Genomic DNA, 26,994 nt, shown 5'->3' with positions numbered 1-26,994 from the left:
TGTGTCATTTATTTTTTTGCGGTTTCTTTCTTCGGCTCAACCTCGTCTTTGGTAAGGTCGATAACTACAGGCGTAGCGATGAAGATAGAAGAGTAAGTACCGATCAGTACACCGATAACCATGGCGAACGAGAAGCTACGGAGAACTTCGCCACCAAAGATCAGAAGAATCATTACCACGATGAACGTAGTCAACGATGTGATCAGCGTACGGCTGATAGTGCTGTTGATCGCGCGGTTGAACACTTCGATACGGTTCACTTTGCGAACGGTAGCGCCCAATTCCTCACGGATACGGTCAAACACTACCACGGTATCGTTGATTGAGTAACCCACGATAGTCAGGATAGCGGCAACGAACACTTGGTCGATTTCGAAATCGACACCGAAGAGACGGGCGATGGCGAATGCCGAGATTACGAACAGAACGTCGTGAGTCAAGGCTACAACCGCACCGGCAGAGAACTGCAACTTGCGGAAACGGAGCAAGATGTAGAGGAACAGAACGATCAGGGCCAAAACTCCGGCTTCCAAAGACGAAGTCTTGATGTCGTCGGCGATAGTGGCGCCTACTTTAGATGAGCTCTGGATTGAGAATTCGCCAGCTTTCGGGTTTACGCCTTCTCCGGCGAATTTCTCGTTAGTGGCTTTCTCGAGTCCCGCTACCAAAGCGTTCTTTACGGTTTCGTCAGCGGCGTCGGTGTCGTCGTTGATCATGAAGGTAGTGGTGATCTTCAGCGTGTTGTTCGCGCCGAAAGTCTTCACTTCGGTACCTTCGTTGTTGAACGATCCCATCAAGCTTGTCTTCAGCGAAGTCGCCGAAACAGGCTGGTCAAACTGAACAACGTAAGAACGTCCACCTTTGAAGTCCACGCCCATGTTCAGGCCTCCTTTGATCACCAATGCTACGATACCCAACGCAATAAACGCAATTGAGAACGTGTAAGCCATTTTACGCTTTCCGAGGAAATCGAAGTTAGCGCCTACCATTACGTCTTTAGACCATGGCAAAGCGAATGACATATTGCTGGCGTTGCCTTTTTTGGTCATCCAAGACATGATAACACGGGTAACGAATACGGCCGTGAAGAACGACGTAGCGATACCGATCATCAACGTGATGGCGAAACCTTTTACCGGGCCGAGGCCGAGTACGTAAAGGATAGCGGCTACGAGGAACGTAGTCACGTTGGCGTCAAAGATTGAGCTGAAGGCTTTGCTGTAACCTTTCGATATAGCGTTGGTCAGGCTCAGGCCGTTACGCAATTCCTCACGGATACGCTCAAATATAAGTACGTTGGCGTCAATCGACATACCGATCGTAAGTACGATACCGGCGATGCCTGGGAGGGTCAAAGCGGCCTGCAAGTTGGCCAATACTCCGAGGATGAAGAAGATGTTGAACACCAAAGCGATGTTGGCTACCAAACCGCCTTTGGCGTAGTAAGCGAACATGAAAAGAACCACAACGGCCAAACCGGCGAAGATCGAGGTCAAACCTTGGTTCTGGGCTTCTTTACCCAATGTAGGTCCTACGATGGCTTCCTCCACAATACGGGTAGGGGCCGGCAGGGATCCGGAACGGAGAATGTTCGCCAAGTCTTTCGCTTCTTCCAAAGTGAAGTTACCCGTGATCTCCGAGTTTCCGTTAGGGATCTCAGACTGCACGTTAGGCGCTGAGTATACGTAATCGTCAAGTACGATAGCGATGCGACGGTTGATGTTCTGGCCAGTCAAGCGCTTCCACTTACGTGCGCCAGGAGCTGTCATGCTCATGCCTACGGCCGGGTGTCCAGTGCGGTCAAACTGCTGGTTTGCGCCTTTAACCACGTCGCCTGAAAGGGCAGGCTGTCCGTTACGTCCAACTTCCAGAGCGAAGAGCGAGATCAGCTCGTCTCCGTTGTCAAGTTTCTGCGGCTTAACTTCCCAAAGGAATTTGATGTCTCTTGGGATAAGCGCTTTTACGTCCGGACGGTTGAGGATACGGTTGATCTTCGAAGTGTCGTTCAAATCGTAAACCAATGCGCCTGGAGTGGCGTTTTTCAGCAAGCTCAAAAGCGGAGAAGCTTGAGCGTTCAAGGCTGAGTCAAGCTCTTGGGCTACTTTCGTAGAATCGGTTGAAGTCGAGTCTGCGCCGGTCAAGCTGGCGAGTTCGTCTTCGGGAGCCACTTCGCCAGCAACCGCGCTTGTGTCGCCGTCCAATGTCGATTTTGAAGCCATTTGCAATTCGTCAACCAATTTTTGGTTGATTGCCATAACGGCCGACTGGTACTTGTCCGGTGTGCTAACAACCCAAAACTGGAGGTTGGCAACACCTTGCAAAAGCTTGCGCACACGGGCAGGGTTGTCTACGCCCGGCAATTCGATCTGGATACGTCCAGTGCCTTCCAGTTTCTGGATGTTTGGCTGTGAAGTACCGAAACGGTCAACGCGGGTACGGAGAATGTTGAAGGCGCGGTCGATGGCCAAGTTCATTTCCGTATCCAAGAATTTCTGAACCTCTTGGTTGCTGGAAGAGGCGTTTACTTTGTCGCGGTTCTTGGAGTTGGCGAAGAACGGAGCCAAATTTCCGTTAGGAACCAAACCTTCGTAAGCGTCTACAAAAAGGCTAACGAACGAGCTTTGGCTAGACTTCTGCTCTTCGCGGGCCTGTTCCAAGGCTTTCTTGAAGTTTTCGTCCTTTGAGTATCCGCTCAAGCCCTCGATGATGGCACTTGGAGACACTTCCAATGTTACGTGCATACCGCCTTGCAAGTCAAGACCGAGGCTAAGTTCCGTCTCTTTTACTTCTTGCAAAGTGTATTCCGCTCCAAAAAGGTTGAACACGGGCTCTTTCCACACCGAGTCCAAATATTGTTGCTGTTTGCCGTAGTTGATCTTTCCGCTCTGCTCAGTGGCGTACTGAGTGGCCTCGTTCTTCACGCGCTGTGAAGCCCAAGTGAATGAAAGATAATAAATGCAAAGCAGCGTAATGATGATGGTCAAGGATACAACCAGTCCTTTGTTACGCATGATCTATGAATTTAAATGGAATAAATGTTTTCGAAATCCAAAAGGGTGTATTCCGGTATAAGTAAAAATGCCGGACGGCGAATTCCGGGATGTACCGGAGTCGCAAAAAAAGTGATTTAGGGGGCGTTGGTGGATATTATGGTCTCCAGAAGCACTTCCAAAAAGCCTCCGGCGAATTTTATCCAGCCCCTCACGTATTTGGTGCTAGGCAATACGATTTCGGGAACGAACGAGAATACCGTAATACCGGGATCAATTCCGGTGAATTGCGCTACGGGAACCGGCGTTTGGGCCACGGTCAGGTAGCATTGCTCGCTGACAGGCAACCTTTCGTTGCGTTCGTTCGCCTCTTCGTCGGAATCTTGGGCGCTGGTTTTCTCTACAACAGACATATTGGCCTGTCCCGTTGGGTAGGCTTCCGTCCACGTGCCCGCAAAGGCGAGCCACATCACCAAAGCTATTGCCAGGGTGCGGATCGGATTCGATATGTCCATTTTCTTGTTCATTCAACCGCAAATGTAAAGATTTTTCCCGCTTGGGCAAATTTTCGGGTTCTATATAATAGGGGCTTGGCGGGAAGCGAGGTTGGTTTGGAGTTCGTAACCGAATGTTAACGCAAAAACGGGCGAATAGGTTTTGAGATTTTTAGAATCCAAGTTTCCTGAATTTAGGCCAAAAAAAAGCGTGGTACTTTTTTTATAAAAACAAAGAAAATCAGCGGGTTGTATTTGACAAATCGAACAATGTAATCCGGCTTACATCTTTTCGGTGAGGATTTCTTGTGTTTTGCATTGTAGGTAATCGGAAACACAACCACGGGTACTATGAAAAAGCACATTCTCGTTTTAGGAATCTTGACAGCCAGCCTTGCGGTTTGTGAAAGTGTCTATGATTCGGTACAAACACTTGTTAAAAAGCAGGTCAAAATTACGATCGAGAGTAAGGCTAAAGTGTACCAGTACTTGATGTAGTTGACGCCGGTTGCCACACAGTATTTCCGTGATTCGGAAAAAACGGACTATGAGCATACATGAAAGAGGACGGCGGAGTCACCCATCTTTTCGCGCTAGGGGTAAATGTGGCTGCGAAAGGGTCCGCTGTTCTTCTTTTCAAAAAAATATAGAAAGATAATAGGCGGGGAATCTAATTCCTGGCCGAAGGTGGGAAATCCAGCGTTGTTGTTTGCCCGTGTAAATGCACAACACATTTACTTTCGACGCGAAGGAGGATAGCCGAAAATGTGAGTAATTCTCCGATAAAAACAGTCAAGATTACATTTTACGACTCACGTTTTGTAGGTATTCTGTCCTCGGGCGGCAGGTCAGTCAAACCTGTCGCCACTTCCTTTTCACAAGGCGGGACGGAGAGGGGGTGAGATGAAAAAAAATAAACATAGGCAGAGCAGGTTTTTACAGTCAGGGCGAGGGATGGCAGATGGCCGAATCTCGCCCTTTTTCGCTTACTCTTTTCCCGGTACTTTCAGTATTTCCGGACATCGGATTACGATTGATTTTCTTCCGTACTCCAAAAGCCCCTCGTCTTTCATGGAATTGAGCATAGCCGTGACCGTTTCCCGGCGGGCGCCGATAAGGTCGGCGATGTCCTTTTGCGTGAAATGGTTCTCCAATTCCACGGGCGGATGCGTTATCGGGCCGTCTAGACGCTCCTCTACCAAGTCTCTGAGAAAGTCGATAAGCCTTGAGCGCACGTCCTTGAAAAGCATGGCTTCCAGTTTCCGTTCGATTTTGCGCAGGCGAAGGCCTATGATTTTATATATCTTCAGGTTTATCTTATTATGGTTCCGCATCAAATGCTGGAGATCGTCCACATTGATACGGCAAATCGATGTCTTGCCAGTGGCGCAAACGGCGAAATCTTTCCTTTCCGTTTCGCCCATAAGCGCCATCTCTCCGAATATCTCCCCTTTCGACAGTACCGATTTCACCATTTCCTCTCCCGTGTCGGTGTAATTGATAATGCGAACCTTGCCTTTGCTCACCAAGTATATCGTGGTGGAAGGGTCCTCCTTAAAATAAATAAAGTCCCCTTTGCCGAATTCCTCGAAATGGTTCTTGGCGAATTCTTTTAGTTTGTGAGGACACAACACCTCGTATAAATCAGCGTTATCAAAGTACCAGATGTCTCCCATTGCGTTTCCCTTTTCTTTCGGATTTACGGACTAATGTTTTCCCGCTTGCCAGATGTTAGATAATTGGCAAAAAGAGGGTTTTGTGCCAAATATCGGTGAAATTAGTCAATTTTGGAAAACGGATATGAAGAAGCGTTCAACCGAACTGGGCAGAATACAGCGAAAATATGGAGAATTATAAAAAAATACTTGACTAGTCTTGAGTGGAGCGTTCGGGTAAGGAAAAAACACTTGCCGGCCCGTTTCCTAAAATAAGGCGTTCCTTTGTTGCGAATTTGGCCCCAAGTTCGATATTTGACCCTTCAGCTGAATTTCCGGAAACCGAACTGATATGGATTTTAAACTCACCACTGAATTTGAGCCTACGGGAGACCAACCTCAGGCGATAGAAGCATTAGTCGAGGGCTTGAATGCCGGCGAACCAGCCCAAACGCTTTTGGGTGTAACAGGTTCGGGCAAGACCTTTACCATGGCCAATATCGTCAATAGGGTGAACAGGCCTACGTTGGTGCTGTGCCATAACAAAACCTTGGCGGCGCAACTGTACGGTGAGTTTAAGCAATTCTTCCCCGAAAACGCCGTCGAGTACTTCGTATCCTATTACGATTATTACCAACCCGAAGCCTATATCCCGACTACGGGAACGTATATCGAGAAGGACTTGCAGATTAATGACGAGATCGAGAAGCTCCGGCTCAGTACCACTTCGGCCTTGCTCAGCGGGCGTCGCGATGTGATTGTCATCGCTTCGGTGTCGTGTATCTACGGTCTGGGAAATCCGGAAGAGTTCGCCAAAGGCGTAATCGAAATATCTGTCGGGGATAATCGGCCTAGAAACCAATTCCTGTTTGATTTGGTCGATAGCCTTTACAACAGAACCGAAGCCGAATTTGCTCGGGGAAGTTTCAGGGTAAAAGGCGACACGGTCGATATTCATGTCGCTTACGCCGACTTTGCGTACAGGATTATTTTCTGGGGTGACGAGATCGAAACTATCCAGCGCATAGACCCTGAATCGGGGCGCAAGATATCTGACGAAAAGACCGTGTCGATATTTCCGGCCAATCTCTTCGTCACCGATAAAGACACTACCGTCCAAGCGATCCGTGAGATACAGGATGACTTGGTGAAACAAATCGCTTTCTTCGAAAAAGAAGGACAACCCGAAGCCGCCGAACGCCTCAAAGAACGTGTGGAAATGGACATGGAAATGATGCGCGAGCTGGGTTACTGCTCCGGTATAGAGAACTATTCGCGTTACTTCGACAGAAGAAAGCCGGGTATGAGGCCTTTCTGCCTGATAGACTACTTCCCAGAGGACTTCTTGCTGATGGTTGACGAAAGTCACGTAACCATGCCACAAGTCCGGGCGATGTGGGGAGGCGACCGTGCCCGTAAGATTAACCTTGTGGAATACGGCTTCCGCTTGCCTTCCGCAATGGATAACCGTCCTCTGAAGTTCGACGAATTCGAAGGAATGCTTAACCAAGTGCTCTTCGTAAGCGCCACGCCGAGCGATTACGAGCTGATGAAATCCGACGGAGTGGTGGTGGAACAGATCATTCGCCCTACCGGCCTGCTGGATCCAAAGGTGGAAGTGCGTCCTACATTAAACCAAATTGACGACTTGCTTCACGAAGTCTCGCTACGAATAGAGCGGGAAGAACGCGTATTGGTCACTACTCTGACTAAGCGTATGGCTGAGGAACTGACCAAGTTTATGGAAAAAGCCGGCGTCAAGTGCCGTTATATCCACTCCGAGGTCAAGTCCATCGAGCGAGTGGAAATATTGCGCGAGCTAAGACTAGGCGTATTTGACGTGTTGGTGGGCGTAAACCTGTTGCGGGAAGGTTTGGACTTGCCCGAAGTATCCTTGGTCGCCATCCTCGACGCTGACAAAGAAGGCTTCCTCCGTAACCAAAAGTCTTTGATACAAACCATCGGACGGGCGGCGAGGAACGCCAACGGAGAGGTGATCATGTACGCCGACAAGATGACGGACTCTATGCGCGTGTCGATTGACGAGACGAACAGGCGCCGGGCGCTTCAGGCCGAGTATAACGAGGAGCACGGAATCACGCCGACGACGGTACGCAAGTCCAAGGAAGCCATTATGGAGCAGACCTCTGTGGCCGATGCCAAGAAGGAACAGAAGTACTACGACGAGCAAGAGCACGTGGCTTCCGTAGTGTCGGACCCTGTGGTGAAGACCATGGACAAGGACCATATCGAGCGTCTGGTCAAAGAAACGCAGAGCAAGATGGAGGCCGCCGCCAAAGACCTCGACTTCATACAGGCCGCCAAGTACCGCGACGAGATTGCGGAACTCAAGATTTTGCTGGAAAAGAAACAATAAACAAAAGCCCCGGCAACCTTTGTCCGGGCTTGCGTGTCAAGAGTATAATCGTATTTAACCTTCGCCTTCGGGCGATATCATTAACCTTTGAGATTTTTATTAAGATGAAAAAACTGTTGCTGATCATAGCGTTTGTATGCGTTTGGGGAGTTTCCGAAAGCGTAGCACAGAGTGAGGGGGAGTTGGTTGGAGTCGGCAACCTGGGCTTTACCTTAGGTAATGACGTGGATTTTATCCTTAACTTGGAGGCTGACTATTTTATAATGGACAACCTTGCCGCTACCGGCGGTATCCAGTTCTGGGACAGAATGGCCAATTTGGCTATCGGTGCGAAGTATTACGTGAACAATAACTTCTACGGACGTGCCCGCGGACTGTTTATCGGAGACGTTGATTTCGATCTGGGTGTAGGCTATCAATTGCCATTGGACCGCAACCTTGAACTTGATCTGGGCGCCGATTATTATTTCGGAGCTGGCAAACTCGGCTTGCAGGCGGGTATTGCGTATAGGTTCTGACGCTGATACTGTGCTGAACAGTATTTGAAAGACCGCCACGGCCGACTCCGTGGCGGTCTTTTTTTGTACAAAAGATCGTTTTTCGACTAATATCCGGCATGCGTTACCGGCGGTATTGCTACCTAAAATCACGGCATGAGGTACTGGAGCCCCTGAGTCTATTTATTTTTTATAAATTGGATGACAATCCAAACTACTGAGAAAGCCTAACCGATAAAGAATGAAACACGCTGGCGCAAAAAGTCCTTTGGAGTCTGATATAGGCTGTTTTTTATCTTCAAAAAGGGAAAAGAGCGTTTAGGATCAAGCGTTTCGGGTTTTATATACTGGGATAGCGTCGCGTTTGCGGGGCTTTTTTTATTTTGTCCCTATTCTTTACTATAGTTTCACAGTACATAAAGCACAGTTACATACTGCATAAAGGCTATCAACCCAGTATGTAACGCATAGAAACATAGTATGTAACTGACGATTACATACTGGGTTTGTACCGAAAACTCCTATTATTGATGAAAAAATAAACTGGGTCCAATACCCTTACACACTGGATTTCTATTTTCATTGTAAAACAAGGAAAAGACTTACGCTTGGTTTTGCATTGATTGTCTCCTTTTGTTTTGCCTTTGGCCTCCGATATTAGACTTTTTTTGATTATTTGTTGCCGATGTTGCGGCCTTTCCGAATCTTGCTAGTAATCAGGTTGAAGGGTAAAGGTTGTGGGGCATCGGAATCGAAAATCTTTTTGAAATGAAAAACGGATACTGAATTGGTACCAATGACAGACGAGGAATTGATGGCGCAGGTGCGTGACGGCACGCTCGATCATATGGGCGAGCTGTTCGAAAGGTACCGCCTCGCTATGTTCCGCTTTATGTATAAGCTGGCCCACGACCAAGACAAAGCGGAGGATCTGACGCAACAAGTATTCTACCGCATGATCCGTTACCGCAAGTCGTACAAGGGGACGCATACGTTCAGGAGCTGGATGTTCCGCATAGCCCGCAACGTATTCTATGACTCTTGCCGAAGTACGGGCTTGGACGCCTCGCAAAACGATATTTCCGCCGAGGAGTTGGCTCGCGTTCCCGCCCACGATTCGGACCAAACCGACCGGCTACAGCGCGAGGACACGCTGAGGTTGGCCATGGACCGCCTTCCCGACGAGCAGAAGGAGTTGCTCTTGATGAGCAAATTTCAGGGAATGCCTTATGAGGAAATCAGCGAACAGACCGGCCTGACGGTGTCAAACATCAAAACCAAAGTGTACCGGTCAGTAAAAAAACTTAGGGAAATCTATTTTCAATTGGCCTAAACATGACTGTTATGAACTGTGAAGATATCGGCGCCCTGTTGCCGGATTACATAGACGGGCGGTTGACGGAAGAAGAAACCAAGCGGGTGGAGGAACATACGGCCTCGTGCCCCGACTGCGGGAAGGAACTGGAAGCTCTGCGGGAGATTTTCCTACCCGACGAGGCTTTGGATGATATCCAACCCAGCCTAAGGATGACGGATGACTTTTACAAAATGCTGGAACAGGAGAAGGTTCTGGCGAAGGAGGAACGGCTTGTGGTGCCTCTATATAAGAAGTATACCCGCTATGCAGCCTCGATAGTTTTGGTGTTGTTGGGTTTCGGGATATCCGAAGCGTTGCGTCACGAATGGCATGATGAGGCCCACATCTCGGCCACGTACATTCTCGACATCAATTCGCCCAGCGCCCAGCTCGACGCCATTTACGATTTGGAAGCCCAAGCCCTAAACGACCAGCATACTTTGGAGGCGCTGATGATCACGATGACGCAGGCCGAACACCCGAACGTGCGCTTGGCGGCGCTGGAAGGCATAGCCAGACATTACGATACCCCGACGGTTCGGCGATTTATAACCCGCGCTTTGGAGTCTGAACCAGACGAAACCATCCAGCTTCAGCTTATCCAGACTTTGGTAAAGTGGAAAGATGTGCAGGCTGTTGAGTCTATACGCAGGTTTTACGCCAAGGAAAGTACTAGCGAAGAGATGAAAAAGATGGCTAAGGCGGGGATTCATCATCTTCATGGCTCATAAGTTCCGGGTCTGACGCTTACTAAATTCAATGAAACAATTCGAAATCAGAATATTATGAAAAGATTTATACTGTTAATCGCCGTTCAGTTGTCGCTATTTCCGGCATTCTCGCAAACGAATGCCCCCGGGATGACCAAAGAGCAACTTAAGCTTGTGAACGAGATCTTGGCGGAATTAGAGCAAAACGCTGGGCCGATGGTCTGGAACAGGCTGGAAGTAGGTGACTTGGAAGAGATATTGAAAGCTAGGATCAGTGCGGAAGGGATGAGCTCCTTTAAGCCGAACTGGAAAATGATACTGAAGGCCGAAAAGGACAAGCGAAGCAAAGAGGTTACGAAAAAGATAGGGAGTAATATATCGAAGATCAGAATCAGCGGGTTGCGAGGCAAAATTATATTGAGAACCCATAAGGATAATTCCATTGTCTTGAGAACTTCGGACGATATCAGCCTACCGAAAAAGGCAGCGGGCCTCAGGCCAGTATCAAGTATGGGGTCCGATAATACGGGTTTGGGCTTGGAGACCAAAGAGCATGACGGAGTGTTGCATCTTTCGGGCGTAGTGCACAAAGCCGTTCACGCTGACTTTGAAATTTGGGTTCCCGTTCGTTTGGCGATAGACTTCAAGAACCCGATGCACTCAGACAAGGTGACTTTTATGGATGTGTCGAAAGAATTGAGTATAGAAGCCGGGAGTTCCATTACTTTGGAGAAAGTCACAGGACCAGTAACAGCCAATGTGACGCACGGAAACATTACGGCAAAGTATGACGCCGTTAATCAGAAGATGCCCAATTCCTTTACTTGCCGTCACGGAGATATAGATATTTCCTTACCGAAAAAGACGAAAGCGAATCTGGACTTCAACGTGCATTACGGTGACATCTACACGGATTTCGATTATCAGCCCCAGGGAAGGACGGAGAATAGCGAGCGAGGTTCACATAACCAATCGAAATTCAGGGCGACGATAAACGGTGGCGGAGTGAAATTTGTACTCAGGGGCCAACACGGAAACGTCTATCTCCGGAAGGAATAAAGATAGCGTGAAAATATAGGCAAGAAAAGCCCCGCAAAATCCTGATGGAGTTGCGGGTTTTTTCGTTTATAATCCCCTATCTATACGGATCGATTTGACGAAGTACCTTTTCCGCCAAATTCGGCACGGTTTCGTCCGGTACTTCCGAAGAGAGCAACGCGTCTACAAGTTCGTGTATGGCGGGGTGGCTCTTTTGGTATTCGTCGCCGAGCTTTCTGAATGTCAGGGCGGCGGTTTCGTACAGGAAGCTGTGTTTTCTGCCTTGGATAAGCTTTTCCAGCAGAGGAACAATGCCGATTTTGCCAAATCTGGCCAAGCCGTGTGTCGCCACTTCCCTCACGTCGCTTTCGGGGTCGTGCTCCATTAGCCGGATGAAAGTGTCGATTGAAGTTCGGTCGGCAATCTCTTCCATGGCCTTCACGGATTCCCACCTTACTTGTATGACTTCGCTTTCCAAAAGTTTTTCCAAAATGGATAGACTTTTGTTGCCTTTGGCCACCATTTTTTTCCTTGCCTCAGTGCGTACCAATCCGTCTTCGTCCATAAAAAGGCAGACAGTGTTCTGCATCGCTTCGGGATATTGATGGATATCGACGTCCAGTTCGTGTTTTTTCATATCGTAATGCCGTATTTGAATCTGAGCTTTTTTCCAAACCGTTTCGGCCATTATCCCTTTATGGGGTAGTTTGAGCCATTTTACTTACGGTCAAGGGGTTTGGGTTTTTGTGGATTGTAGGTGTTGTTGGTTTTGTTATTCTAAATGTTTATATTATCTAATGAATTTTTTCTTTTAGGCTTAAGAATTGCCTGAAAGAAGTAAGTTCCATACACAAACAAAACCCATATTTTTAATGCGAACCTACCAATCACGGATATTGCCGGACTCCCCGGCATATAGGGAAAACTGTATCGAAAATGAAAAGTTATTGGACCGGCTGAAAGATGCGCTTTCATCCAGCCGGTTTCAGGGTGCGGAGAAGTACGTGGAACGCGCCAGAGCCCGTGGGCGTATGCTTGCGTCGGAGCGTTTGGAACTGTTGCTGGACCAAGACTCGCCGTTTTTGGAACTATTGCCTTTGGCAGGTCTTGACCAAGAGGGGGGCTTTGGTCCGGGCGGTACGCTGATAGCCGGTGTCGGGTTGGTTAGCGACAAAATTTGCATGGTGGTTTCGAACGTCGGGACGCTGAAAGGCGGAGCGATTGATTACCCGACGGTGCAAAAGCACATCCGCTTGGCGGAGATCGCAGACGAGAACAAACTGCCGGTGATTTATTTGGTAGAATCTGCGGGTGTCAACCTCCCTGATCAGGAGAAGATTTTTAACGCTTGCGGTACGCTTTTCCGCTCGATTACGAAACGCTCCAAAAGAGGAATTCCCACTATAAGTGTCGTGTTCGGTAACAGTACGGCAGGCGGAGCGTATATTCCCGGTATGTCTGATTACGCCATTTTCGTAAAAGACCAAGCCAAGGTGTTTCTGGCTGGACCGCCATTGGTGAAGATGGCTACCAACGAAGTGGCTGACGAGGAAAGTTTGGGCGGGGCCGAGATGCACAGCCGGGTTTCTGGCGTGGCCGACTATCTGGCCCGAACCGAAGAGGAAGCTTTGGGTATGGCCCGTGACGTGATCGAATTTGTGAAAGTGCCAAACGACGCCTCGTTTGTAAAGCATGAGCCTAAAGAACCCGTGCTGGATATCAACGAATTATCGGGCATTGTGCCGACAGACATTAAGAAGCCCTTCGAAGCCCGTGAGGTGATCGCCAGATTGGTAGACGGCTCGGAGTTTTCGGAATTCAAACCCGAATACGGCAAAACTTTGGTTACGGCTTTCGCCCGGATTATGGGAATGGAAGTCGGGATTTTGGCGAACAATGGAGTTCTGTTTAGCGATTCGGCGAATAAGGGAGCGCAGTTTATTCAGCTATGCAACCAGAACCGTTTCCCTTTGGTGTTTTTGCAGAATATCACGGGCTTTATGGTCGGTCAGAAATACGAAACCGAAGGAATAATCAAGCACGGAGCCAAATTGATCAACGCCGTTTCGAATAGCGAAGTTCCGGCCATAACCATAATGATGGGAGCCTCTTACGGAGCGGGAAATTACGCTATGAATGGCCGAATGTACAAGCCAAGGTTCCTCTTTAGCTGGCCGAATTCCAGAATCTCCGTAATGGGCGGCGAGCAATTGACCGGCGTAATGGAAATCATCCAGAGAGAAGCGGCCCGGAAATCGGGCAAAGAGTTTGACGAAGAGGCCGCTTTGAAAAGGAAACAGGCGATGATGGACGATGTCGAGCGCAAATCGACGGCATTCCATTCGTCATCCCACTTATGGGACGACGGCGTAATCAAACCCGCCGACACCCGGATTTACCTGGGAATGTGTTTGGAACTTATTTATCGTTCCGGAGTGGAAAGCGCCCAAGATTATGGCGTGTTCAGAATGTAAACAATCAACATAAATATCGGAACGGCGCGTTGCCAACCCCAAATAGCGCCTTTCGACACACAAACCACAAACCCTAAAAACAAAACAACATGATTCCTTACACCCAAGAACACCGTATGTTGCAAGATTCCCTGAGGGATTTTCTGAACAAGGAAGTGGTCCCGAACATCGACCGTTGGGAGAAAGAGAAAACCTGCCCGGCGCAATTGTTCAAAATGATGGGAGACCAAGGTTATATCGGCGTGAATTATCCGTCGGAATACGGCGGCAGCGAGATGGATTTCTGGTCGGCCGTAATAGTGATGGGAGAGCTTTCTTACATCAATTTCGGAGGTTTTACCGGATCGTTTTACGCCCATACGTATTTGCCTTTGCCTTTGATTAACGCTTTGGGCACCGAAAAGCAAAAGCAAAACTACCTGAAGCCTGCTCTTTTGGGAGATAAAATAGCCGGTTTGGCGATTACCGAGCCCGGAGCCGGCTCCGACGTGGCGGGATTGAAAACCAAAGCCGAGGACAAAGGAGATCATTATTTGGTAAACGGTTCCAAGACTTTTATCACCAACGGAACCATCGGCGATTTCGTGGTATTGGTGACTCGTACAGGGCCGAAACACGACATGACATTGTTGTTGGTTGATTTGGCTTCGTCGGGAATAACCAAAAATCCGATTACCGACAAGTTGGGCTGGCACAGTTCGGATACTTCCCAACTTTTCTTTGATAATGTGAAAGTTCCGAAAGAGAATGTGCTTGGTGAAGAACACAAAGGTTTTTATTACCTGATGAATAATATACAGGAAGAGCGTCTGTTGATGGCGGTGATGGCGTCATACGCGGCCCGGTTCGCTTACGATAAGACTTTGCGCTACGTCAAGGAGCGGGAAGCTTTCGGCAAACGGCTTTCGGACCTTCAGGCTCTTCGGCACAAAATCGCGGATATGGCGACAAAGTTGGAAGCCTGCGAAGCCATAACGGGAACGGCTATCCGGGAATTTATCGAGAACGGATCGGCGGCTACAAACCGGATTACGAAAGCCAAAATATATACGGCCGAAACGGCGATGGAAATCATCAACGACGCCATACAGCTTCATGGCGGAGTCGGGTATATCGAGGAGTTTGGCTTGGCGCGTGTCTGGCGCGACGTGCGGTTGTTTTCCATCGGAGCCGGCAGTTCCGAAATCATGAGAGAAATAATCGGGAAGTTTGAAATAGACGGAGTAGTACACGAAAAACTTTATATCAATTCCAGAGGAGGCGTCAATCTTAGCGCTTAGTTTTTTAACCAAGAAGGGCTTATGATAAAGAAAATTTTGATAGCCAACCGGGGGGAAATCGCCTCCCGGATTATACGGACTTGCCGTCGGCTTGGCATAGCCACGGTGGCCGTTTATTCTGATGCGGACGCCTGTTCTCCGTTTGTGGAGGAAGCCGACGAAGCGGTGGCTCTGAGAGGCCTTAGCCCGGCGGAAACGTATCTTGATACTGGAAAAATACTCGAAGCCGCCAAATCTACAGGCGCTGACGCTGTGCATCCTGGTTACGGTTTTCTTTCGGAAAACGCCGGTTTCGCTACCGCTTGCGGGAAGGAGGGACTAATCTTTATCGGTCCTGAACCGGACGTGATCGAAGGAATGGGCGACAAGAAAAAGGCGAAGCTTTTGGCAAAGAAAGGCGGAGTGCCGGTAGTGCCAGGATATGAGGGCGAAGATCAGTCTTTGGAGCGTTTTGTCGAAGAATCCGTTAAGATCGGTTTTCCCGTATTGTTGAAAGCCACGGCTGGCGGAGGCGGAAAAGGAATGCGGATCGTAAGAAAACCGGAAGATTTGGAATCGGCTTTCGATTCGGCTAAGCGAGAGGCTTTGGCCGCTTTTGCGAACGATACGCTGATTTTGGAAAAGTATTTCGATTCGTCTCGGCATATCGAGGTCCAGGTTTTTGGCGACACTCACGGCAACAGAGTTCATCTTTTCGAGCGCGAATGTTCCATTCAGCGCCGTTATCAGAAAGTGGTGGAGGAAAGCCCCTCGCCGATGTTCGACGATAGGCCGGAGTTGAGAGAGGGAATCTGTTCGGCGGCATTGGCCATGGCCGAAACGCTTTCGTATACCAATGCCGGCACGGTGGAATTTATAGTGGATGACGCCGGCGGATTTTATTTCCTGGAAGTAAATACACGCCTTCAGGTGGAGCATCCGGTGACGGAATTCGTTACAGGAACCGATTTGGTCGAATGGCAGATAAAAGTGGCCGAGGGCGAGAAATTGCCTTTGGAGCAAAAAGATATTCAGCAAAAAGGGCACGCTTTGGAACTTCGGCTTTATGCTGAGGATCCGACTTCGGGTTATTTGCCTCAGTCCGGTTTGTTGGAAGTGTTTGAGCCTTTTGTTGGTGAAAACGTGCGTTGGGACACGGGCTTCAGAAGCGGTTCGGAAATCAGCGTTTACTATGATCCGATGTTGGCCAAAATGACAACTTACGGCGCCGATAGGGAATCCGCAATAAGGAAAGCGTTGAAGGCATTGGCTTCCACCGCCCTTTTCGGTCCGCCTACGAACAAGGACTTTTTGGGAAGGGTGATCGATCACCCGGATTTTCGTTCCGGAGATCTTCATACCAAGTTTCTTGACGAAAGGCCGGAGTTGGCGAAAGGAACGGAGCCGTCTAGCGACCGATTGGAAATAAGCGCTTGCGTGGCTACTTTATTTTTCTGGAAAAAAAGAAACAGCAAAAGGACCAAGTTCGTGTCTGTTCCTGCCGGTTGGCGAAATAATTCGTATAGTCCGAAAACCGAGTTGTTTCGGTTTGCCGAACGTGATCTAGACGTGAATTACGATTTGGCCGGGGAAATATTCGAGATGCGAATCGGTGAGTCCGGTTTTAAGATTGAGCTAATCGGTTCGAAGGACGGTGAGTTGACATTGGCTGTGGATGGATTTAGAAGAACTTTCCGATTACATTCGGGCGTAAAAGAAGACGTGTTTGTGGCTTGGCCGGATGGCGAGACCGTACGCTTGCATTGCAGGCATCGATTACCGCTTCCTGATGAGGACAGCGCATCGAAAGGCGAATATTTCTCTCCGATGCCGGGCGAAGTGGTCAAGGTTTTGGTCAAATCCGGAGACAAAGTGAAGTCGGGCGATGGTTTACTGATTCTCAGTTCGATGAAAATGGAGAATACGATTTCGGCTCACGGCGATGGTGTGGTGGAAGAGGTTTTCGTAAAGGAAAACACTTTGGTGGAAGGCGAAAAGTTGTTGCTTAAGATGGAGGAAGAATAAACGTTTCTGTCTGAAATAACCAAAAGGACCGCGGGATAGCCCCGACGGTCCTTTTTTGGTTGAATATAGGTATGAGCAAGATTTCGTTAGTCAATTCTTTTTCCGAAAGGGGTCAGTGCCAGTCCGGCCATTTTGAAATGCTGTTTTCCGAAAGGAATTCCGATAATGGTGATGCAGAACAGAATCCCGAAGATAATATGCGTTAGCGCAATCCAGATGCCACCGATGCAAAGCCAGATAATGTTCATCAGCGTATTGAGACAACCGGCGGATTGGGGTGCTTCGCTGACCGTGCTTCCAAATGGCCAAAGCGCCAGAAAAGCGAGTTTGAAAGCTTGGATGCCGAACGGGATACCGATGATGGTAATGCAAAGGGCGAATCCGCTGGCCAAGTATTCGAGAAAAACGAGGATTCCGCCAAATACCAGCCATATTATATTTCCAATCAGTCTCATAATCAATCTCATTAAGTGTGAAGGCGTCAGGTTTTTCCCGATTACAGCACTAAAGTAGCGACTTGTTTGGATTAAAAACAGGTGAATTCTTTAAACGGCATTTTGCTTTCCGATTCGGGATATTTCTTACATGGGACGTTGTTTCACAAACTCCTGAAGTTTGAACTCACTGTAGATTTTTTTTCCGTTTCTGAGTAAAACAAGCTTGATGAATCGGCCTTCCCTGCGCTCAAGGATGGACTGAATATCCGAAAGGTCCAGGGTAAGTGTGTTTTTGTGGTTGATTTCCAGAAGTTGGTCGCCTACTTTTAAGCCCGCTTGTGACGCCGGCGAGTCCGGCCGTATATGACTGATTTCGTAAATGGGTAACCCGACAAAAGGAACGATGATTTCCAATCCGCTAAGGTTTCTTCGGAACGGTTCCCTAAAATGCTTGTTACGGCGGAAAAGCATTCTTTCGCCTCGGTAATCAAATAAAACGTGGTACCGGCGCAAAATCTCGGAACCCAGACTGCCGTCCCTTTTCAGTTGCTCGTAATGCCCGGAATACGATTCTTTTGTGGGAAAAGCCACGCTTACGTTCCGGAGCTTGTATGAGTTCATCGCTATTTTCGGGAGTTTGCTGTAGTAGCCGTTCACAGCACCGGAAAGTCCTGTTCCGAGAAACACTGTGTCGGAGAGTCCGTAAGAGAGTTCCGATTCCCGTCCGTCGGGTTTGAGCCAAAGAGCATGGCTTGCGCCTGAATCCACAAGTAGGTTAACGCTTCGTTCGTGCCCGTCGGAATAGGTACAGGTGACTTCCATAAACGGTTTCCCGTTTCTGATTTTTAAGGGGAGCATATCCATTTTTCTGAAAAAACGACGCCTCATGGCACTGTGCGGATGCAGGTGGATTATCTTTTTTGTATAGTCGATATAAACCAAATGGTTTTTGAAAAGATTGAAACTCATGATACCGTCGACCTTTGTGCCCATTTTTTCGCTTAGGTTAATGTATTTCGAATCTAGGCAAATGATGGCTTGGCGAGTCATTTTGAGGCTTTCGATCTCAAGCTTGTTTCCGAAAGTGATGAGCGCTTCGATGGACAAATCTTCCCCCATACCGTGTAGCGTGATTCTCCGGGTACGGTTTAGCTCCGTGGTGTCGATTACGGAGCCGTTGGTCAGTATAGTGGTGGAAACGCCTGTGTCCAGAATGAATCTGAGGGAATCGGTGCTATTGATCTTTAGCGGAACGAGCATAAGGTTGTTCACCAATTCAAAAGGAATGTCTACAGTTTCTTTTTTCTTGAAAAGCCAAGACCGTTTTTGGGCACTTGCTCCAAGGTGTAAGAAAATGGACACGAACAGGAGTAAACCCAATTTTTTCGGCTGTACTATCATTTCAAAAAGAATAGTGATGATGAAAAAAGAAAATATGAGGTTTTGGTGTTTTATACGAAAGAATTAAGAGTTTAGGTTGTCGATTTCGCTTAAAAATGAGGAGAATATGAAAAAAAGTAAGGCCGGTAAAAAAATGTTTCCGGCCTTTGGCGTACGTTTGGTTAAGCGGTTTCAGCCGCGTTTATCTTCTGCAAGGCTTCGAGGAACGAAACTGTTTTTTCGGTCAGGGCTCGTGACGCTTTCCCAAGATTCTCGACAAATTCTTCTTGGGCCAATTTGCCTCCGTCCACCAAGTCGGTTACGGATTTCAAGGCTACCAGTGGTGTTCCGTATTGCTCGGCTACCCAAGCGATGGCCGCGGCTTCCATTTCTTTTACGGCCACAGGCAAGCTGTCTATGATTTCCATATCGGTGTCGCACATGTCCAGGGAGTTGCCTGTAGATACCGTAGCGTATTTTAGGCCCAGTTCTTCCGCCATTTCGGTGAATGTGTGTGCAGGGTAGTCGCCATATCCGTAAGCTTGGTAGCCCGGAATAGAGATTCGGCGATCATGGAAACGGAAACTCTCACTGATATACACGTCCGCAATATCACTGCCTTTGGAAATGAAAGCCCCACATGTTCCGGCGTTTAGGATTAATTCCGGGTTGTAGCGCTTGATTGCCCAAAATGTGGCCAAAGTGGCGGGTTGGGTACCCACGCTCTCCACTCCGAAGCGTCTGTCTTTTCCGTTGATAACCAAGGAAAGTTCCAGTTCCCCGAATTGGGTTTCATAAGCCAGAAAAGGGAGTTGAGGTTCGTCGGTTTCCACTTTCGAAAATCCCAAGCGCTCGATTAGGGGCGCGGCTTCGGCCTCCATGGCCATGATGATCGTGATTTTTCGCATCGGCGTATTTTTTTCGGTAAAGATACCGCTTCCCGCGTATCTGAAAAAGGCCAGCGCGTTTATAGGCGGTTTCTTTCCCGGCGCAACAGATTTAGTCTGCCGGGGTTCTGATAACGGAACCAATACGGTAATTATGATGCGTCAAACGTTTTTTTTGTGGATGTTTTTGGTGTGTATGGCTTTTGGGTGCAATGGTCAAAGTTCGGGGAATTTGGAAGCGAGATCGGAGCGGGCTCCGGATATCGATACGCCTTACGGATGGCTGAATACGGATCGGGATTGGCATATCAAAGACTTTAAGGGGAAGATTGTCCTGCTCGATTTCTGGACCTACGGGTGCGTTAACTGTTATCATATTTTACCCGATTTGAGAAAACTGGAAGAGATGTACCCCAACGAATTGGTGATTATTGGTGTGCATTCCGGAAAATTTACTTCCGAAAAAGGAACGAACCAAATTCGGAACGCGATTCTGAAATTCGGGATAAAGCATCCGGTAGTGAACGACGCCAAGTTTGACATCTGGCAAAAATATGGTGTCAACGCATGGCCGACGGTGGTTTTGATCGACCCTGACGGTTATGTGGTTGGCAAGTACTCCGGTGAGGGGGTTTATCATGCAGTGAACCCGTACATTAAAGAGTTGCTGAAGGAATATGGGGATAAAATAGATCGGAAACCTCTTCATTTTAAGTTAGAAACGGAAAAGAAAACGGTGTTGAGGTTTCCGGGAAAAATTATATCAGCAGGTGACGGGACTTACTGGATTTCGGACAGTGGCCATAATCGTATTGTGAAAATCGATCCCGAAGGAAAAATCCTGCAGGTTATCGGGGACGGGAAACAGGACTCGGATAACGGGGCTTTTGTCGAGGCGAGTTTCAGCGAACCGCAGGGAATGGCTTTAGTGGGCGACTTGCTTTATATCGCCGATACGGGAAATAACCTGATCCGGGTAGCCGATTTAAAAAAGAAAACGGTAACTACCGTGGCCGGAAACGGGCAGTTGGGTTATTATTGGGGGGATGAAAAATGGGGCGTAAGCGTATTGCCGAACAGCCCTTGGGGCTTATTCGCTACACAGGCGAATATCTACGTGGCAAATGCCGGTAATCATCAGATATTAAGGTATGATTTGAAAGAAGAAAAACTTTTTCGCTTTGCGGGCTCTGGCAGGGAGGCGTTGATAAACGGAAAATTTAAGGACGCAGCGTTTAATCAGCCTAGTGGAATCACAAGGCTTGACGGTAACCTTTATGTAGCCGATACCGAAGCCAGCGCTATCCGGGAATTGGATATGACGAACAAAACGGTGAAAACGATTGTTGGAAAGGGGCTTTTCGAATTCGGAGATAAAGACGGGCCGTTCAAAGAGGCGTTATTACAACATGTAACCGGAATTTTTGCGTACGAGGGCAATCTTTACGTAGCCGATACGTATAACAACAAAATCAAGGTTTTAGATATGAAATCGAAGAACGTCAAAACCTTGGTTGACGGACTTGACCAGCCCAATGGCGTGTTGGTGGATTTGGGAAGCGTGTGGATTGCGAATACGAACGCGCACCAAATCGTGAAAGTGGATTTGGAGACGGGAAAGAAGAAGGTTCTTAATATCAGGGAGTAAGTTTGAACAAAAGCGCTTTTTTCGTTCCTTTGGAGCGGAGCACACTAGTGCGGTTTTGAGCCACAATGGCCGTGCGCGGAGTGGCCGTTAATGTCAGGATTTCCTATTGATATAGATATGAGGTTGGAATTCAATGATTTTGCCGGTTGGAAAGCCTATTGCGAAGAGACGGACAAACGTTTGTTTGAGCCTGTTTTGGAGTATGAGTATTACGAGAAAGGCCGTTCCGAAGAGGTGATCAGGGAAGGGATGCTTCAGGCTTATCAAGTGATGAAAGACGCTATTCGGACGGGATTGGAGGAAGACATGAGCTCCAATTCGGGGATGATAAGTAACGGAGCAAAGAAAGTCATGTCGCACCCCGTTTCGGTACTGTCTCCGGATTTCCAAAAGCTGGTGAGTCGAGCGCTTGCTGCCAAAGAGGTTAACTCGTGTATGGGACGGGTGGTTGCGGCGCCTACGGCCGGAGCTTCGGGGATTATTCCGGGAGTGATGTACACGCTGCAGGATATTCACGGTCTGTCAGATGAAAATATTGTTGACGGATTGCTGGTGTCGGCGGGCGTCGCTTTGATTATAGAGCGGAAAGCCTCATTGGCCGGAGCCGTCGGCGGATGCCAGGCCGAGACGGGTAGCGCCGCCGCGATGGCTTCTGGAGCGATTGTTCATTGTCTGGGAGGCTCAGTGGACGACGTTTTCAACGCAGTCGGAATCACGCTTCAGTGTATGCTCGGGCTTGTTTGCGATCCGGTTGCCGGTCTCGTGGAAGTTCCTTGCGTAGTGCGAAATGCCAGCGCCGCGGCCATAGCCAACTCTTCCGCCCAGATAGCGTTGGCGGGAGTGGGGTCCGTAATCCCTGTCGACGAATGTGTGGACGCAATGGCCGAAGTCGGTGAAAGTATGGAGACCAGGTACAAAGAAACGGCGCTTGGCGGATTGGCCGCTACGGTTACCGGGCAAGCGATTTCCAAAAGAGTGCTTATACAGGATATTGAAATGTTACCGGATGATTAAGTAAGAAGTCTTGGTTTATTGCTGTTTTTCGGGTTCTATTTCCGATTTTTCAAAAAAACGCCTACTTTCGGGGTCACCCATGTCCGGTTTTTTGCCATGACAAGGAAAGTGCACTACTCGTCTTTTTATTGATGCCTATGCCCCAAGCCTACAAAAACATCTGTTCCAATACATGAAACGAACTAGGAGAGAACATAAGTTCGATCTCTACTACGAAAACAAATCACAGCTCAAGTGGGCTGTTTTGGGTTTTTCGTTGATAATCAGCGTAGCATCAGTGGTGTTTACCCATAACTTGGTGGAACGACTCCGCAAACAGGAGTACCGCTGGGTGGAACAGTACGCCGAAGCTATCAAGCTGATTCAGAGAACGGGTGGCCGTAACAATCCTTCTGATCAAGACCTCCTCTTTTTTCTGACCACCCAAGTAGTGGCCAGCAACGAGTCCGTGCCCATTATCTTATCCGACGAATACGGAAATCCCATTAATTATAATAATGTCCGTTTGCCCAAAGATATTTCGGAAGAAGAGAAAACCGAGATATTGAAAAAGAAAATGCGCCAATTGGCGTCGGAATACCAACCGATCAGAATACAGCTGGTAGGCCCTGATAGGCAAGAAATGGGGGCGCAATTTTTGTATTACGGTGATTCTTTCTCCTTGGTCTTGTTGCGTTATTATCCGTTTGTTCAGCTGGGGCTGATCGCATTTTTTGGCTTTTTGTCTTATATGGCCTTCAGTAATAGCCGGACGGCCGAGCAGAATAAGGTTTGGATTGGTTTGGCCAAAGAAACAGCCCACCAACTGGGCACGCCTTTGTCCTCGTTGATGGCTTGGATCGAATACCTGAAAGTCGACCCTGATTTTGATAATGATGAGGTTTTGACTGAGCTGGCGAAGGACACGCAGAGGCTCGAAACCATTGCGAATCGTTTTTCCAATATCGGTTCATTGCCTGTGCTGGAAGAGGTGGACGTAATGGCTAACGTAAAGCGGAACGTTTCTTATTTACAGAAGAGAATCTCCACAAAAGTGAAGATGAGGGTGGAAGGGCCGTCCGAGCCAGTCATTGCGGCCGTGAACGTGGAACTGTTTGATTGGGTGATCGAAAACCTGTGCAAAAACGCCGTAGACGCTATGGTGGGCGCCGGTTCTATCGATATTCAGTTTGGTGAGAGCGACCAGAAAATCTTCATCGACGTACAGGACACAGGCAAGGGCATGACAAGAAAGGAGATCGGTAAGATCTTCCGCCCGGGCTTTTCCACCAAGAAAAGGGGGTGGGGGTTGGGCCTTACTTTGGCCAAGAGAATCATGGTGGATTATCACCAAGGAAAACTCGAAGTCAAATCCTCGGAGCCCGGGAAGGGTACCACATTCCGGATTACGCTAAACAAGTCGGAATAGGTTTTGAAACGTGGAAAGCCCTTTGATATGAGTGTCGTTTTTACGTACCTTTAGTGGCTTTATTTCTGGCTTCTGGCCAATGCTCGCCGTAACACTTGAAAGTGGTTGATATTTCGGGGATAAACTTGGCAGAATAACATTAATATTTTAGCTTTGGGGTCTCATTAACAGACCGTCAAACATCCTATTAATAGATTATAATAATGGCAAACATTGGCAAAATAACGCAAGTTATCGGTCCGGTCGTAGACGTTAGCTTCGACGCTGAGGGGGCTACCTTGCCTGCGATTTTGAACGCTTTGGAAGTGACCAAGCCGGACGGAGCGAAAATCGTGCTCGAGGTACAGCAACACCTTGGGGAAAAGCGCGTGCGTACAGTCTCGATGGAAGGTACTGAAGGGTTAGTTCGAGGACTCGATGTCGTGGATACGGGATCACCTATTGAAATGCCTATTGGCGAGGAAGTGCGTGGCCGACTCTTTAACGTAGTGGGAGAAGCTATCGACGGATTGCCTGCGGTAGATTCGGAAAAGGGTTTGCCTATTCACCGCCAAGCGCCCGCTTACGAGAACCTGTCTACTTCGACCGAAGTTCTTTTTACGGGAATTAAAGTTATCGACCTGTTGGAGCCTTATCCAAAGGGCGGTAAAATCGGACTTTTCGGTGGTGCCGGTGTAGGAAAGACCGTACTCATCATGGAATTGGTGAACAACATCGCCAAGGCCCACTCAGGACTTTCGGTGTTTGCCGGTGTTGGTGAGCGTACGCGTGAGGGTAACGACTTGCTTCGCGAATTTATCGAATCAGGCGTAATCAAGTACGGCGACGAATTCGTGAAATCAATGGAGGAAGGCGGATGGGATCTTTCCAAAGTTGACCCCAACGAGCTTAAGAAATCACAGGCTACCTTGGTTTTCGGTCAGATGAACGAACCTCCAGGAGCCCGTGCGCGTGTAGCCCTTTCGGGACTTACTGTAGCGGAATACTTCCGTGATGGTGACGGAGAGGGAGAAGGACGTGACATCCTGCTCTTTATTGACAACATTTTCCGTTTTACCCAGGCGGGATCGGAAGTGTCGGCCCTTTTGGGACGTATGCCTTCTGCCGTGGGTTACCAGCCTACTTTGGCTACGGAGATGGGTGCCATGCAGGAGCGAATCACCTCTACCAAGCGCGGATCGATCACCTCGGTACAGGCCGTTTACGTACCTGCCGATGACTTGACTGACCCCGCTCCGGCTACCACGTTTACCCACTTGGATGCCAAAACGGTATTGTCTCGTCAGATCGCCTCTTTGGGTATCTACCCGGCGGTGGATCCGCTTGACTCTACGTCTCGTATCCTTAGCCCAGACATTTTGGGTGATGACCACTACAACACCGCCCAGCGTGTGATCGAGATTCTCCAGCGTTACAAAGAACTGCAGGATATTATCGCAATCTTGGGTATGGACGAACTCTCTGATGAGGATAAGGAAACAGTGCACCGCGCTCGTCGTGTACAGCGTTTCTTGTCTCAGCCGTTCCACGTAGCGGAGCAGTTTACTGGTATGCAGGGTGTTCTTGTTGATATCAAAGACACAATCTCTGGCTTCAACGCCATTCTCGACGGAACATACGATCACTTGCCGGAAGCGGCCTTTAACTTGGTGGGAACCATCGAGGAAGCCGTTACCAAAGGTGAGAAATTGTTGGCCGAGGCTAAAGCCTAAAGCAATAGCTTATGTTTTTGGAGGTAATAACACCTGACGCAAAGTTTTTCGAAGGGGAAGTGGAATCTGTCACTTTGCCCGGAGCCAAAGGCTCGTTTCAGGTATTGAACAATCACGCCCCCATTATCAGTGCTTTAGGCAAAGGAATTATGGTGATCAAAACCAAAGATTCCGAGCAAAGGGTCGCTGTAGAGGGTGGAGTGGCGGAAGTTTTGGACAACAAGATTTCCGTACTGGCCGAGTCGCTGACAGAGGAATAAGTATTCTATAGTAGATATTTGACGCCCGTAGACAGATTGTTTGCGGGCGTTTTTTTATCCAAAAAAAACGAAAGAGGGCAGTCTTTTGGGCTAAACCTTTCAATTATTCCCCAAAGCGAATATTTTTGTGCCTTGGAATTTTTTGACCGAATTAAGACGAAAATTTATGAATAACCCCAATTTGCCCATGATGCCTCCCCAACAAGTGGATGAGCGTCAGCATATCGAAGAGGACGAAATCGATTTGGTGGAGGTGATGAAATCGGTTTGGGAAGGGAGAAAATATATTATCCGTTCTGTAATCGGTTGTATCGTCGTAGGCTTGATCATCGCCCTTACTTCAACGAAGGAATATGAAGCAGGAGCGACGCTGATGCCCGAATCCCAAGAGGGAATGAAATTAGGTGGAGGCTTGGGTGGTTTGGCCAGTTTAGCAGGTATAAACCTGGGGGGAATGACAGGTGCTTCGGGTTCAATTTCTCCAGAACTATATCCCGAGGTTGTAAAAAGCGTTCCATTTCAATTGGAGCTTAGTAAACTTCCGTTGCGATTTGAGACACTTGACGCCGAAATGAGTGCGTTGGAATATTTTCCAGAGTACGGTGGTTCTGTGGTGAAAGATTACACTATCGGTTTGCCGGGGAAAATTCTTGGGGCTATTAGAGGTGAAAAGGAAGAGGTTCAGTTGAAGGCTAAAGGAAATTTGATCCGTTTAACCTTAGAAGAAAAGAAGGTAATCAAAAATATGAAGGAAAGGGTTAGCGTAAACGTTGACCAGAAGTCAGGTTTGATCACTGTATCAGCAAAAATGCCGGACCCGGTAGCGGTGGCTCAAATTGCGCAATTTACCTTAGATTATCTTCAGAGACATATCACAGATTATAAAATCCGGAAGCATAAAAACAATCTGGATTTTGTACAGGAAAGGTATGACGAGCAGAAAAAAGTTTTCGAAAATGCGCAGAAGGAAGTGGCTCGGTTTAATGATAGCCACAGAAACCTTGTGACCAATTTGGCTCGGACTGAGTTACAGAACCTTGAAAGTAAGTACAATATCGCTTTTGAGGTATTTAAAGGTTTGGCTTCTCAACTGGAACAGTCCAAAATCAAGTTGAAGGAAGAGACTCCTGTTTTTGAGATTATAGAACCAGTAAGAGTACCTTTGAGTCGGACATCGCCTAAAAGAGGGCTGATAATGGTTGTCTCAGCTTTCCTTGGGGGAATTTTGGGTATTGGGTTTATCTTTGTTAAAAATTTAGTGAATAATATTAAGGAGCAATGGAATGCTTCTGAAGATTGCGAAAGCGGTGATGGGTAATATATTCATCTTTCAGAAAAGGCCAGCCGTCAGGTTGGCCTTTTCTGTTTACAG

General features: G+C 48.1%; 21 protein-coding genes. 14 read left to right on the top strand and 7 right to left on the bottom strand.

Features of this window, described 5'->3' with window-relative positions:
- Nucleotides 1-8: 8 nt before the first annotated feature.
- The 3 genes from secDF to AABK39_RS14725 form a co-directional block, all read right to left on the bottom strand.
- Nucleotides 9-3,011: a protein translocase subunit SecDF gene (gene secDF, locus AABK39_RS14735; protein WP_338392106.1), complete on the bottom strand. Its 3,003-nt coding sequence runs from the start codon at nt 3,009-3,011 to the stop codon at nt 9-11.
- Between the two features lie 116 nt (nt 3,012-3,127).
- The gene (locus AABK39_RS14730; protein WP_338392105.1) at nt 3,128-3,517 is read right to left on the bottom strand and encodes a hypothetical protein; all 390 of its coding nucleotides are present in this window, start codon (nt 3,515-3,517) and stop codon (nt 3,128-3,130) included.
- Nucleotides 3,518-4,470: 953 nt separating this feature from the next.
- Entirely contained in the window at nt 4,471-5,160 is a 690-nt protein-coding gene (locus AABK39_RS14725) for a Crp/Fnr family transcriptional regulator (RefSeq protein WP_338392104.1), read from the bottom strand.
- A 331-nt stretch (nt 5,161-5,491) separates the two neighbouring features.
- Between AABK39_RS14725 and uvrB the strand changes: the two genes are divergently transcribed.
- From uvrB to AABK39_RS14700, 5 genes are all read left to right on the top strand, one after another.
- A complete protein-coding gene (uvrB, locus tag AABK39_RS14720) occupies nt 5,492-7,516 on the top strand; it encodes an excinuclease ABC subunit UvrB (RefSeq protein ID WP_338392103.1) in 2,025 nt (674 codons plus the stop codon).
- 104 nt (nt 7,517-7,620) lie between these two features.
- A complete protein-coding gene (locus AABK39_RS14715) occupies nt 7,621-8,034 on the top strand; it encodes a hypothetical protein (RefSeq protein ID WP_338392102.1) in 414 nt (137 codons plus the stop codon).
- Between the two features lie 775 nt (nt 8,035-8,809).
- Nucleotides 8,810-9,346 (top strand): RNA polymerase sigma factor, encoded by a 537-nt coding sequence (locus tag AABK39_RS14710; protein ID WP_338392101.1) that lies wholly within the window; start codon nt 8,810-8,812, stop codon nt 9,344-9,346.
- An 11-nt stretch (nt 9,347-9,357) separates the two neighbouring features.
- Nucleotides 9,358-10,101, top strand: a complete 744-nt coding sequence (locus tag AABK39_RS14705; protein WP_338392100.1) for a zf-HC2 domain-containing protein — start codon at nt 9,358-9,360, stop codon at nt 10,099-10,101.
- Nucleotides 10,102-10,155: 54 nt separating this feature from the next.
- Nucleotides 10,156-11,139: a DUF4097 family beta strand repeat-containing protein gene (locus tag AABK39_RS14700; protein ID WP_338392099.1), complete on the top strand. Its 984-nt coding sequence runs from the start codon at nt 10,156-10,158 to the stop codon at nt 11,137-11,139.
- Between the two features lie 76 nt (nt 11,140-11,215).
- Here the strand turns inward: AABK39_RS14700 and AABK39_RS14695 are convergent, their stop codons facing one another.
- Nucleotides 11,216-11,755 (bottom strand): HEAT repeat domain-containing protein, encoded by a 540-nt coding sequence (locus AABK39_RS14695; protein ID WP_338392098.1) that lies wholly within the window; start codon nt 11,753-11,755, stop codon nt 11,216-11,218.
- 235 nt (nt 11,756-11,990) lie between these two features.
- Between AABK39_RS14695 and AABK39_RS14690 the strand changes: the two genes are divergently transcribed.
- From AABK39_RS14690 to AABK39_RS14680, 3 genes are all read left to right on the top strand, one after another.
- The gene (locus AABK39_RS14690) at nt 11,991-13,592 is read left to right on the top strand and encodes an acyl-CoA carboxylase subunit beta (RefSeq protein ID WP_338392097.1); all 1,602 of its coding nucleotides are present in this window, start codon (nt 11,991-11,993) and stop codon (nt 13,590-13,592) included.
- Between the two features lie 89 nt (nt 13,593-13,681).
- A complete protein-coding gene (locus AABK39_RS14685) occupies nt 13,682-14,872 on the top strand; it encodes an acyl-CoA dehydrogenase family protein (RefSeq protein ID WP_338392096.1) in 1,191 nt (396 codons plus the stop codon).
- Between the two features lie 21 nt (nt 14,873-14,893).
- On the top strand, nt 14,894-16,876 hold the full coding sequence (locus AABK39_RS14680) for an acetyl/propionyl/methylcrotonyl-CoA carboxylase subunit alpha (RefSeq protein ID WP_338392095.1): 1,983 nt from the start codon (nt 14,894-14,896) through the stop codon (nt 16,874-16,876).
- 86 nt (nt 16,877-16,962) lie between these two features.
- Here the strand turns inward: AABK39_RS14680 and AABK39_RS14675 are convergent, their stop codons facing one another.
- The 3 genes from AABK39_RS14675 to AABK39_RS14665 form a co-directional block, all read right to left on the bottom strand.
- A complete protein-coding gene (locus AABK39_RS14675; protein WP_338392094.1) occupies nt 16,963-17,331 on the bottom strand; it encodes a YccF domain-containing protein in 369 nt (122 codons plus the stop codon).
- A 126-nt stretch (nt 17,332-17,457) separates the two neighbouring features.
- On the bottom strand, nt 17,458-18,693 hold the full coding sequence (locus AABK39_RS14670) for a PDZ domain-containing protein (protein WP_338392093.1): 1,236 nt from the start codon (nt 18,691-18,693) through the stop codon (nt 17,458-17,460).
- A gap of 182 nt (nt 18,694-18,875) precedes the next feature.
- The gene (locus tag AABK39_RS14665; protein ID WP_338392092.1) at nt 18,876-19,601 is read right to left on the bottom strand and encodes a phosphorylase family protein; all 726 of its coding nucleotides are present in this window, start codon (nt 19,599-19,601) and stop codon (nt 18,876-18,878) included.
- Between the two features lie 211 nt (nt 19,602-19,812).
- Between AABK39_RS14665 and AABK39_RS14660 the strand changes: the two genes are divergently transcribed.
- The 6 genes from AABK39_RS14660 to AABK39_RS14635 all read left to right on the top strand — a co-directional run bounded on the left by AABK39_RS14660 (nt 19,813) and on the right by AABK39_RS14635 (nt 26,940).
- Nucleotides 19,813-21,228: a thioredoxin-like domain-containing protein gene (locus tag AABK39_RS14660; protein ID WP_338392091.1), complete on the top strand. Its 1,416-nt coding sequence runs from the start codon at nt 19,813-19,815 to the stop codon at nt 21,226-21,228.
- Nucleotides 21,229-21,345: 117 nt separating this feature from the next.
- Complete coding sequence (sdaAA, locus tag AABK39_RS14655; protein WP_338392090.1) at nt 21,346-22,242, top strand: L-serine ammonia-lyase, iron-sulfur-dependent, subunit alpha; 897 nt, start codon at nt 21,346-21,348, stop codon at nt 22,240-22,242.
- A gap of 172 nt (nt 22,243-22,414) precedes the next feature.
- Nucleotides 22,415-23,650 (top strand): sensor histidine kinase, encoded by a 1,236-nt coding sequence (locus AABK39_RS14650; protein ID WP_338392089.1) that lies wholly within the window; start codon nt 22,415-22,417, stop codon nt 23,648-23,650.
- Between the two features lie 203 nt (nt 23,651-23,853).
- Nucleotides 23,854-25,362 (top strand): F0F1 ATP synthase subunit beta, encoded by a 1,509-nt coding sequence (gene atpD, locus AABK39_RS14645; RefSeq protein WP_338392088.1) that lies wholly within the window; start codon nt 23,854-23,856, stop codon nt 25,360-25,362.
- Nucleotides 25,363-25,373: 11 nt separating this feature from the next.
- Entirely contained in the window at nt 25,374-25,622 is a 249-nt protein-coding gene (gene atpC, locus AABK39_RS14640) for an ATP synthase F1 subunit epsilon (RefSeq protein WP_338392087.1), read from the top strand.
- Nucleotides 25,623-25,788: 166 nt separating this feature from the next.
- A complete protein-coding gene (locus AABK39_RS14635; RefSeq protein WP_338392086.1) occupies nt 25,789-26,940 on the top strand; it encodes a Wzz/FepE/Etk N-terminal domain-containing protein in 1,152 nt (383 codons plus the stop codon).
- The last annotated feature ends 54 nt before the right edge of the window (nt 26,941-26,994 follow it).

The sequence above is a fragment of the Fulvitalea axinellae genome, assembly GCF_036492835.1.
GTDB classification, from domain to species: domain Bacteria; phylum Bacteroidota; class Bacteroidia; order Cytophagales; family Cyclobacteriaceae; genus Fulvitalea; species Fulvitalea axinellae.
Note: the sequence above shows the minus strand (reverse complement) of the source record. Positions and strands in the feature narration are given on the sequence as shown.